Consider the following 10,398-nt stretch of genomic DNA (forward strand, 5'->3'; position numbering starts at 1 on the left):
GGGCAGATACCCCCTTGCCCCCCACCAGAGCCGCTCCCAGCCCAATGCCCAGCAGCACCAGCAGCACTGACGAGAGAAGAGACTTCCAAGTGGAGATGGCAAAAGGCTGGAAAGAGGATTGAGCAGGTTGGGCGGAAGCTTCTGACCCGGGAGAGGGCTGGCCCGGCATGGATGTTCTGCGCTTCATAGCTACAAGAAGAGGGTTGGGATGCTGCAAGACTTCGGCCCCACGCAGGGGGAGAAACCTAGGGCCTAATCTAACATGGACAGCAGGGATCCCAGAGTGGGCAACCCTAGCGTTTTTCCGTACTTCTATCTGGAGCGAAGAGCAGCGGAATCTGCTCACCTGAGGTAGCCCATTTCCATTCAGTGGGCTTTGATCAAGATAGGTAAAAGATAGGTAAGGCCCGAAAGGCTCCCGGTTTTGTCCGGTTTGCAGCTAGCGTAGGAATGATGAATGGGGGTAAGACCATGACCAACCCAGCCAGCCGCCTGTTGGCTCCTCTGCTTGGCGGATTGCTCTCAGCGCAGATGGCCGCCCCAGTTTTGGCCCAAATGGGGCCCTTGCCACCACCGCCTGCCGGTGAGGGATGGCGTCCTGTGAATCCTCGCCCCCTTCCCCCTGGCCCTCAACCCCTGCAACCTGGCCAGCCCTTTCAACTGCAAACCACGTTGCTATTGCGCTCTGGGGATCTGATCCAGGCGGTGCATCGCTCCCCAGAAACCCTCTTGATTGCCCCTGGGGAAACCCGCGCCGTCAGCCTTAGCTTGGATACCCCTCTGCGGGACATCTACGGCAACATGGTCGTCCCGGCGGGGGCCGTTTTGGAAGGCCAATTTCAGCCGGTGAGCGGCGGCACCCAGTTTGTCTCGCGGGCCCTGATTTTCAACGGCCAATCCTACCCCCTCTATGCCCAGAGCCAGGTTATCCCGCTGCGTAAGGATCCCCGCCACACTTCCGGGGAAGCGATTGTGCAAGATGCCTTGATTGGGGCAGCTGCGGGGGCCATCTTGGGAGGCTTGTTCGGCGACCGGGTGATCTCGACGGAGAAAGTGCTGGGCGGAGCGGCGGCAGGGGCTGTCATCGGCAATGTGACGGCACCGGAAGTGGCGGTGATCGACGCCAATGCCAACTTGACGCTGACGGTCACCCAAGATTTTCAGCCCTACCTGCCCTAGCGAGCTTCTGAAAACAGCTCTGGCCAGGGATCCCTTTCTAGGGACTGGCCGTGAGCCGATCCAAAATCTCGTCGTGGGAGAGGCCCTTGCGCACCCATTCCTCGCAGTGGTGCAGCCGCTGAGCCGTGCCGATGAGGAAGCGGTTGAGATCGGCCCCCAGGGATTCGCAGGTGGTCTGTACGCAGATGAGATCCCGCCCCGAAAGCAAGGAGAAGAGGCTGGCCAGCATTCCCGCCTCCAAATATCCGGCAGGCTCTCGCCGTGCAGAAGGTTCCTCCGGGTTGAAGCTGGCGCGAGCGGCCAGGGCAAACCCGGAATTGCGGATCCCGGCCTGAACCAAGCCGTGGTCGGCGGCGGAAAAATCCAGCTCCAGGCGTCCCCAGCCGTGGGTAGCCCAGAGATCGCTGAGGGCATCCAGGAAGATCCCCATCGGCAATTCCTGCAGCGGCTGCTGGTAGTAGCCGGAAAGCTCGTCTTCAATACGGCGGAAAAATGCCTCTCCCCAATCGCGGCCACAGTTGTAGAGAATGACGCGGGTGGCTTGGCCAGTTTCATAGCGCAGGCCGGAGTAGAGAGCCTCCAGCAGGGGCATGGGAAAGGCCGCCAAGCGGTATCCTCCGCGGCTGTAGAGCAGTCCGGTGTGGATGTCAGGGCGGATGTAGTAGGCAGGGCTAAAGCAGTGCCCAGGCAAGATCTGGTCTTGCAGAATCTCTTGCAGGGTAGTCATGGCTATCTCACAGGGGGATGGACGGATTTGAGGGCGGCTGGAACTTGGCCTTTTGGAGTGAAGGGATGAATGTCCGGTGGATTGGCAAAACTAGGGAATCCATTGAGGGCGAATGGACCTAGTTAACCAGCATGGATTTGGCCAAAAGCAGATAAGGACGGATCATCTCGCTCTCTTCTGCCCCAAAGATGTAGGTCAGGGAGTCGAGCATTAACTTGTAGGCAGGCTGGCATTGGTCGCGCATCTTGAACGATTTCAGGATCGTCTCCAGCCAGTAGAGCAATTTATCCCTCAGGTAGTCTTCGTCGTTGAGCAGCATGGCCATGCAGCAGTAGCGCCACACCATGCTCAGATCCCGGCGGCAGCGCTCCCAGGCCAGGTGACCATGCTGGCGGATTAAATTCGGCATCATCGGCTGAAACTTCTCCATCACCCGATCCAGCAACTCTTGTTCTTTGGCCTGGAGAACCTGGTAAAGGCGTACCCGCCTCGGGATCCCTTCCACGTAGGCGTGTAGAGTTTTCAACTCATCTGGGCGCAGATAGCGGCCTTCGCTTTGTTGCATCAGCTCGGCAACCCTTGAATTCATAGATAGAGCCTCCTTCAGTGGGCTTCACACAAACATTTCCGCCAAGGTGAGAGCCCTCTCCGGCGGAACTGTGGGCAGGTCAACCTCCATCTCAGAAGAAGAAGGGGAAGGAGATTGGGCCTGAGAAGTGGCGCAGACAGCTTGTAGCTCTTGCCAGTAGGGGGCAAGCAAACCCTGCTGATCCGCTGGCAGGGATCCCTGAACCACTGCCCGTAGCTGAGCGAGCGCTTGCGGCAACCCTAGGTACTGTTCCATCGCACCAAGAGTTACCTGCTGCACAGGGGTGGGATCCCCCAGCAACAGACTCAGGCCCAGGGAGCGCAAGCAAAAGGCCAATTGACGAGCCAAGAGGCGCTGAGCCGGGGTTAGAGAAGGTTCTGCCCCCTCTCTGGCGGGATTGCTGCTGGGCAACGCTGTCGCGACGGGGGTTGGCCCCTGCTGTTGCAAAACCTTTTGGATCCAGGTCAGCTCCTGCTGTTGTAAGACCTGGTAAAGCTCCAGCCGTTCTTGAAAAGAGAGAGAGTAGCGAATCAGGTCTTGCAGATCGTCGGGTGTTAGGTAACCCCCTTCTCGATCGGCAATGCGCTCCGGCCAAGAGTGAAGGTCATCCATGGGTGAAGTCTCCTTAAAAACAGAGGGCAAAACAAAACCGAGATCCCTGAACAAACCAGAGCTAGAGCAAAGCTCCGCCAAACAAGGCGGCAAAATCCTCAAGGGTAAAGGGATCCTCTGCCGGCAATTCCGGCAGCGGCTCTGAGCGTGGGCAGATGCCCGACCAATTGAAGCCGGCAAAAAACTGTCCCACCGATTGGGCAAAGAGCATGGGGGACTGCGGCGGCGGCTCTTGAGCAAAGGGAGCCTTGGCCGGGGGTCGGTTATCCCAGTTCAACCCCTGCAAAAAGACCGCCAGCGGCTGGGTTAAGTCCAGATCGGTGTCTAAGTTGAAGGTGACCATGGGCGTTTCTCCAAAGTGTCGAGGGATCCCAGAGAGCCTTCAAAAGCCACAAGCAAGCCTCACAACTGGTGCAAACGCTGCTCGATCTCGCGGGCGCTGGCCCCTTCGGTGATCCAAAAATTGGCGGCATCAATGCGTTCTTGCCCGCCCAACAGGAACTTGCAGTAGGTTTCCCCCATGGCGTAGCACTGGATCTCGATGCAGGCCAGCTCGCGGGAAGTCATAGCGGTGAAAAACCCGGCAAATAGCCCGGCATAGAGATGGCAAACCGGCTTGCCCACATCCCCTAGGGTGCGAGCCACCATCGAGTCAAACAAGTTGATAAACAGGAAGCCTTTTTGTTTGGATTCGGTTTCCACCTCCCACTTGCCCCAGCCCTGAGCCGTAAAAGGCCACCACCAAGTCTCCAGCAAAAACAAAAGGTTGGACTGTTTTACGCCAATCCCATACTCCCGCTCGTACCACTCGGAGAAGTGCTTGGCATCGCGGATGCCCCAATCTCTGCCAATGGTGTACATCACCGCCGCCGAAGCATCTCCCACTTCCCGTTCCAGGCCTGTTTGCAGGCCCACAATAAAGTCTTCGCTCAACAGCAGATTTTGGGTGTTGTTCCAATCGATAATCGTGCCCTGATCTCGGTTGAAGCGAAAGAAATCGCGGTAACTGTAGTGGGCATGCTTGTCACGGCCCACAGGCAGGGTGACTGCAGGACGGGGATCCGGTCGAGATGTGGTGGCCATGGCGCTCTCCTGATAAAAAATGGATAATTCTAGATTGCAAAGCAACAGGATTTGGTGGGATTTGTAGGGATCAACTGGGCCAGACAATGCCAATGAGTCAACAAAATGAATGGCTAAGCATTCGATAAACTTGGTCAGCTATCTGAGGGATCCAACATTGTTCAATCCTTGGTTGATTGTCTATAAGACAATGCCCGCTGAGCCCAAGGGATCCCTGAATATCGACAATCCATCAAACTTCCCGAGTTTGGGCCAGCGTATTGCCAATGATGCGGAAGTCCTCATTTTCTAGCTGCTTAACAGTAGAGCGAGTGATGATCTTGCCCTGCTCCACCAAAACCTTCCCCGTCCGTGGGTGCAGCAGGTCTTGTTCGGCCCGCCGACCGATGAGCACTTCGATATCCCTCAGCGAGTTCACGTACATCCCCGGCGGCAGCTCCACCACCACGCCATCGGAAACCACCCGCGCCTGACAGGCCAGCCGGGAATTGCTGCGGGCGCTGGTAATGGTCTCCAGAGTCTTGGCCTCGCGGGGGGTGATGGGAGTGAGGCTTTCCATTCCCTCTTTGACGTAAACATGACAGGTGGCGCAGAGGCCGCGACCGTTACATTCCCGCGAAACCTGCAGCTCCTCCGACAAAATGGCCGACAGCAGATTGCTGTAGGTATCGACCTCCGAGACACGAGATAAAGGCTCTAGCCGGATTTGTTTAACCATAGACGGGATCCACATTAAGGGCAGACAAAAAACCCCGGCGGGCAAGATCTACTGCATAAGCAACGCAAACAAATCACAACAATTAACTCCCTTCCCCTGCAGCCCCCTTGCAGGTCTACAGCAACACCTGAGTCCCCAGTCAATCAAACCAGAGCACTTCACCAGAGCACTTCAAATGATGAGCCCTGCACCTGTGACCCTGGGAGAGGCTACATTCTTTACTTAACTTATATTCTGGATCTGGAGCAGGTTATTCTGGATGGAAGTGTCATAATACTTAACTACGAATAAACACGGAATTTTTTTATCGGCTAGAAAGTTACAAAGTGAAATCACGTAAATTGGAGAAAATGACAATCCTTTCGTAAATATTTATCGCAGATCTCCCCCGGTCGTTCTGTCGGCAAGGTAAATCTTAAGTAGAACCTTCACGGTCTTTTATTGGCAATTTTGTTACAGAAGGATGTGCTGAAGTTTGCCGTAAAAGCGTATCGAGCCATTTGCTATTCCCTTCATAATTTCTTTAAAGTAGTCCCCCATTTTGTCTGTAAATCGATCTTTTCTGTTTTTGTTGGCTTCGTCGATTGGGAGCTATTGCCATGGAACCACGCCAGCGGGATCCGCAAACGTTGCAAAACCTGTTGCGGGCTGCCTACCAACAGCTTTTGGAACGCCAGCCCTACCAGCACGAGAAAACAGGAGAGCTGGAGAAAATCGAGCAGGACTTCTTGCGGGGGCGGATCGGGATTAAGCGCTTGGTTCGCCAGATTGGGGGATCCCGGCTCTACCGGCAACTCTTTTTCAGTGCCGGCTGCAACACCCGCTGTGTAGAGCAGGGCTTCAAGCACTTTTTGGGACGGGCCCCGGCCAGCAAGGAGGAGGTGGCCGCCTACCACGACATTTTGGTGCACCAGGGCTTGCAGGCCATGGTCAATGCCTTTATCGACTCGGAGGAGTACCGCCACCAGTTCGGCAACGACCATCTGCCCCACCCCCGCCAACGGCTGAGCGGCCACCCACCTTTGGCCTACTTGCTGACAAACCAAATGCACCGGCGCCATGAGCTGGGGATGCAGGGATCCCCGCTTTTGCACAGTTTGGCGGCGATGGAAGTGGGGATCCCTTAGGCGCTCCTGCTGGGGAGAAAGTCGAGGGTATAGGCTTGGCGAACCTCCAGACCCGCTGCGCCGATCCCCAGGGCCACCATCTCCCGGAAGTAGGTTTGCCAGCGCTGGTGGGTCATGGCCCCGATCCCCAGCGTGGCGGCATCTCCACTGGTGAGAAGGCCGTAGTCTTTTAGGGCTTGGTGGGCGTAGGCCAGGAGGGCCTCGCTCATGTTGGGGTTGTCTTGGCGGATGAGGCGATTGCCGGGGCGGGGATCCTCTAGGTAGCTCTGCCAGCCCTGGATGGAGGCAGCTACAAATTTTCGCACCTGCTCCGGGTGCTGTTCGGCAAAGGGGCGGGTGGTCTCCAGGGTGGTGGCGTAGGGGGAATAGCCGTAGTCGGCCAGCAGAAAAACGACGGGATCAAAGCCCCCCTCCTGGCGCACGCGGAAGGGCTCGGAGGTCACATAGCCCTGCTGGGCAGAAGACTTGTCCAGCAAGAAGGGCGTGAGGCTGAGGTTGTAGGGGCGCTTCTGCTCGTCGGTAAAGCCAAATTTGGCCCGCAAAAAAGGCCAGTAGGTGAGGTTGGCCCCCGGTGACACCCAGATGGGCTTGCCCCGCAGGTCTTCCAGGCGCTCGATGCCCACCCCTGGATGGGCCAAGAGACACTGGGGATCCTTCTGGAAAAAGGCGGCCACGGTGAGAACAGGGATCCCAGCTTGCAGAGCCGCCAGAGCGTCGGGGCTGCCGCCGAGCACAAAATCTGCCGCTCCCCCGGCTAGCAGTTGCAGCACGTTAACCGCCGTTCCCCCCATGCGGATTTCCACCTGCAGACCGTAGTCGGCGTAGATGCCGGTGGCCAGGGCTTGGTAAAAGCCGCCGTGTTCGGCCTGGGCGTACCAGTTGGTGACCAGTCGCAAGGGCCGGGATCTGGCCGAAGAGGGGCGGGAGCCCGCTCCTACTGCTAGCAGAGCAGCTCCACTGGCCAAAAAACGCCGCCGCGGCCAAGGCTCTGGAGTTACACCGGACATAGGCAGGGATCCTCAGGCAGCCACGCTTTCAGTATCTCGCAAGTAGACCAGTTTTTCCTCAGGCTGGCCACCCCTTGGAAGAGGAGCTGTTGGGAGGCGTCTTCGATTTATATTTGCAAAGCAAGCGGGATCCCCTTCTTACAAGGGGCAAGATCGACATTCCAAGGGGTAGGGCATGGGCAAGGTGTATCTAGTGGGGGCAGGGCTGGGCGGGCGGGCGGGCCTGACGCAGGGAGCACTGGAGATCCTACGGCAGGCTGAGGCTATCTGGATCGACGAGCTGGTGGATGAGCGCTTGTTGGCAGAGTTGCCGCCGCAGGCGCAGGTGTGGCGACGCTCTGGGCCAGGAAGCCTCCAGGAGGGCATCCACTGGCTCATCCAGCGCTGCCGAGAAGGCAAACAGGTGGTTCACCTCAAGTCAGGGGATCCCTTGATCTTTGGCCGCGCTCGCGAGGAGATCCAAGCCCTTAGGGAGGCGGGCTGTCCCTTTGAGATTTGGCCGGGGTTGTCGTCGGCCCTGGCTGGCCCCCTCTGGGCAGGGATCCCGTTAACGGATAAACACTTGAGCCGCGCTTTTGCCGTTCTCACCGCCCACGAGCTGGAAGCTCTGCCCTGGGGCGCTTTGGCCCAGTTGGATACTTTGGTGATTTTGATGGGATCCCGGCAGCGACAGCACATTGGCGCACGGCTGGTGGAGTCTGGGATCCCGGCAGACCGACCGGTGGCCTTGATCTGGGGGGCGGGGCAAGCAGAGCAGCAGGTGTGGGTGGGCACCTTGGCGGAGCTGCAGCAGGAGGCGGGTCAGGCGAAGTTGCCGGGTCTGCTGGTGGTCGGGGAGGTGATCCGGTTGCGGCAGGACTTTTTGCCGGGGATCCCACCCTTGCCGCCACCGGCTCCTTTGGCAGGCAAGACGGTGCTGGTTACCCGTTCCGAGGGGCAATCACCAGCTTTTTGTGAGTTGCTGCAGGCCCAGGGGGCGCGGGTGCTGGAGATGCCGACCCTGGTGATCCAGCCGCCCACCTGTTGGGATCCCTTGGATACAGCCATTGCCAACCTGGAACAATTCGACTGGCTGCTGCTGACCTCTGCCAATGGAGTGCAGGCTTTCTTTGAGCGGCTGCAGCGGCAGGGGCGAGATAGCCGAGCACTCCACTCCCTGCAAGTGGCGGTGGTGGGATCCAAAACCGCTTCCGTGCTGGCCCAGTACGGCATTCGCCCGGATCTGATGCCCTCCGAGTTTGTGGCCGAAGCCCTGCTACCCATTTGGCCGCAGCCAGTGCAGGGGCAGCGCATCCTCTTTCCCCGCGTTGAGTCAGGAGGGCGGGAGGAGCTGGTACAGGGTTTGCGGCAGCGAGGAGCAGAGGTGGTGGAGGTGGCCGCCTATCAGTCCGCCTGTCCAGCAGCAGCGGATCCCCAGGTCCTGGAAGCTCTTAAAGCCCACCAGGTGGACATCCTCACCTTTGCCAGCTCCAAGACGGTGCAGCATTTTGCCCACTTGATCCGGCAGGCAGGGCTGGGCCCAGAGGTGTGGGATCCACCCGTGCAGATTGCCGCCATCGGCCCCAAAACCGCCGAAACCTGCAAGGCTGCATTTGGTCGAGTGGACATCGCAGCCCAGGAGTATACTTTGGAAGGATTGGTGGAAGCCCTCATCCAAGCGACCAACCGTTCTACCTAGCCTTTTCAGGCCGTTCGCGGTAGCGGTGCAGAGTACCCAGGTGCTCCTCATAGTGAGCCCCCATCAGCCAAACGGAACTCTCCTGGCCCGGCATCCCAATAGATACACCCAGACACCATGTGGCAGACGGCCAAGCTCTACGAAGACATTCTTTACGAAAAAACGGATGGCATTGCCAAGATCACCATCAACCGTCCCCACAAGCGCAACGCCTTCCGCCCCAAAACTGTTGCCGAGCTGATTGATGCGTTTGCCGATGTGCGAGAGGATCCCAGGATTGGAGTAGTGCTCTTAACAGGCGCCGGGCCCCATACCGATGGGAAGTATGCCTTCTGCGCCGGCGGGGATCAAAGCGTACGGGGCGAGGCCGGTTACCTGGATGAGGCCGGGATCCCTCGTCTCAATGTGCTGGATCTGCAGCGCATCATCCGCTCTTTGCCCAAGGTGGTGATTGCCCTAGTGGCAGGCTACGCCATTGGGGGTGGCCATGTTTTGCATCTCATCTGCGACCTGACCATTGCCGCCGATAATGCCATCTTTGGGCAAACCGGCCCTAGGGTGGGCAGCTTCGATGGGGGCTTTGGGGCCGCCTACCTGGCGCGAGTGGTGGGGCAAAAAAAAGCCCGCGAGATTTGGTTCCTCTGCCGCCAATACACCGCAGCCCAAGCCCTGGAGATGGGTCTGGTCAATGCCGTGGTGCCAGTGGAAGAGCTAGAAGCTGAAGGGATCCGCTGGGCGCAAGAAATTCTCCAGCACAGCCCCTTAGCCATCCGCTGCCTCAAAGCCGCCTTCAACGCCGACTGCGATGGGCAGGTGGGGCTGCAGGAGCTGGCCGGAGATGCGACGTTGCTGTTCTACATGACCGAAGAAGCTGCTGAGGGCAAACGCGCCTTTTTGGAAAAGCGCCCACCTAACTTTCGCCAGTTTCCCTGGCTGCCATAGTTTGTTTGTTTTCATTAATTCCACTTCCCCGAAGGGAAGCGACCTGTAGGGCTGGGCTTTACCTCAAACTCAAGCAGCAGCACCACCTGACGGAAATACCGCTGTCGATATTCCGCCAGGAAATATGCAGCCCGAGGTCTGTCAAAATCAGCGGGTAGCTCCAGCGCTGCTATATCCAACGGTTGCCCCACCAGAGCGTACCCCAGAGATGCAAAGAGACCAGCCACCTCAGCAACCGATCGGATCCCTCGAATGTCTTCCACATCCAGTTGAGTAGCCATTGCCGCACTCCGGTGATCTGTGGCGGTAGTGTCGCGTATTTTGTGGGTTAAGCATGGAGGGCGGAATGGACGGAGAGGAGCTCAAGAGGTTGACCAAGGAGGAGATCAGCCGGCGCATCCGGGAAGGGGTCAAGGCCGTCATAGTGCTCCGCACCGCTTACGCGAACGAGCAGGTGTTGGAAGAAGAGATGACCGAGCACCTGGCTGCGGGTTACCGTGAGCGCACCCCAAGCCGCCGCGGGGAGCGGAACGGCTACTACACCCGGGACCTCATCACGCCGGCGGGCAGGATCGCCCAGGCAGGAGGTGTTTGTGGCGCGGCGGCGGGGCACGGCGGAATCTCTGGCCCAGGAGTTCGTTGAGCGCTACCAGGACCGGTACCGGCGGGCGGTGGAGGTGTTTGCCCAGGGTCTGGGGGAGGCCCTGACCTACCTGGACTTTCCCGGGGTCCACCA

At 58.6% G+C, this 10,398-nt stretch carries 13 protein-coding genes; 5 read left to right on the plus strand and 8 right to left on the minus strand.

The features are described 5' to 3' along the window. Positions 1-471: 471 nt before the first annotated feature. Positions 472-1,179, plus strand: a complete 708-nt coding sequence (locus NW837_RS12190; RefSeq protein ID WP_011432227.1) for a hypothetical protein — start codon at positions 472-474, stop codon at positions 1,177-1,179. A 37-nt stretch (positions 1,180-1,216) separates the two neighbouring features. Here NW837_RS12190 and NW837_RS12195 read toward each other — a convergent pair whose 3' ends face one another. The 6 genes from NW837_RS12195 to NW837_RS12220 all read right to left on the minus strand — a co-directional run bounded on the left by NW837_RS12195 (position 1,217) and on the right by NW837_RS12220 (position 4,908). Further along, the gene (locus NW837_RS12195) at positions 1,217-1,906 is read right to left on the minus strand and encodes a V4R domain-containing protein (RefSeq protein WP_414331875.1); all 690 of its coding nucleotides are present in this window, start codon (positions 1,904-1,906) and stop codon (positions 1,217-1,219) included. Positions 1,907-2,024: 118 nt separating this feature from the next. After that, positions 2,025-2,495, minus strand: coding sequence for a phycobilisome protein (locus tag NW837_RS12200; protein WP_414331876.1), 471 nt, complete (start codon positions 2,493-2,495; stop codon positions 2,025-2,027). Positions 2,496-2,519: 24 nt separating this feature from the next. Further along, on the minus strand, positions 2,520-3,107 hold the full coding sequence (locus NW837_RS12205) for a hypothetical protein (RefSeq protein ID WP_414331878.1): 588 nt from the start codon (positions 3,105-3,107) through the stop codon (positions 2,520-2,522). A gap of 61 nt (positions 3,108-3,168) precedes the next feature. Then, complete coding sequence (locus tag NW837_RS12210; RefSeq protein WP_414331880.1) at positions 3,169-3,450, minus strand: hypothetical protein; 282 nt, start codon at positions 3,448-3,450, stop codon at positions 3,169-3,171. A 59-nt stretch (positions 3,451-3,509) separates the two neighbouring features. Next, positions 3,510-4,190, minus strand: a complete 681-nt coding sequence (locus NW837_RS12215; RefSeq protein ID WP_414331881.1) for a V4R domain-containing protein — start codon at positions 4,188-4,190, stop codon at positions 3,510-3,512. A 232-nt stretch (positions 4,191-4,422) separates the two neighbouring features. Continuing rightward, positions 4,423-4,908, minus strand: a complete 486-nt coding sequence (locus tag NW837_RS12220; protein ID WP_414331883.1) for a 2Fe-2S iron-sulfur cluster-binding protein — start codon at positions 4,906-4,908, stop codon at positions 4,423-4,425. Between the two features lie 599 nt (positions 4,909-5,507). Between NW837_RS12220 and NW837_RS12225 the strand changes: the two genes are divergently transcribed. Further along, positions 5,508-6,035, plus strand: a complete 528-nt coding sequence (locus tag NW837_RS12225; RefSeq protein WP_414331885.1) for a phycobilisome rod-core linker polypeptide — start codon at positions 5,508-5,510, stop codon at positions 6,033-6,035. Here the strand turns inward: NW837_RS12225 and NW837_RS12230 are convergent. Further along, positions 6,032-7,042, minus strand: a complete 1,011-nt coding sequence (locus NW837_RS12230; RefSeq protein ID WP_414331887.1) for an ABC transporter substrate-binding protein — start codon at positions 7,040-7,042, stop codon at positions 6,032-6,034. The two genes, NW837_RS12225 and NW837_RS12230, sit on opposite strands and share 4 nt — an antisense overlap. A 175-nt stretch (positions 7,043-7,217) precedes the next feature. Between NW837_RS12230 and cobA the strand changes: the two genes are divergently transcribed. Together cobA and menB are read left to right on the plus strand one after the other, a co-directional pair. Further along, positions 7,218-8,720 (plus strand): uroporphyrinogen-III C-methyltransferase, encoded by a 1,503-nt coding sequence (cobA, locus tag NW837_RS12235; protein ID WP_414331888.1) that lies wholly within the window; start codon positions 7,218-7,220, stop codon positions 8,718-8,720. Positions 8,721-8,837: 117 nt separating this feature from the next. Beyond that, positions 8,838-9,662 carry a 1,4-dihydroxy-2-naphthoyl-CoA synthase gene (gene menB, locus NW837_RS12240; RefSeq protein ID WP_414331889.1) on the plus strand — a complete coding sequence of 275 codons (825 nt, stop codon included), beginning with the start codon at positions 8,838-8,840 and terminating at the stop codon, positions 9,660-9,662. A gap of 14 nt (positions 9,663-9,676) precedes the next feature. On the opposite strand, the gene NW837_RS12245 is transcribed toward menB, so the two are convergent. Then, positions 9,677-9,943, minus strand: a complete 267-nt coding sequence (locus NW837_RS12245; protein ID WP_414331890.1) for a hypothetical protein — start codon at positions 9,941-9,943, stop codon at positions 9,677-9,679. A 65-nt stretch (positions 9,944-10,008) separates the two neighbouring features. Between NW837_RS12245 and NW837_RS12250 the strand changes: the two genes are divergently transcribed. Then, positions 10,009-10,305, plus strand: a complete 297-nt coding sequence (locus tag NW837_RS12250; RefSeq protein ID WP_414331892.1) for a transposase — start codon at positions 10,009-10,011, stop codon at positions 10,303-10,305. Positions 10,306-10,398: the final 93 nt, after the last annotated feature.

It is taken from the genome of Synechococcus sp. R6-10 (assembly GCF_047461815.1).
Lineage (GTDB): Bacteria > Cyanobacteriota > Cyanobacteriia > Thermostichales > Thermostichaceae > Thermostichus.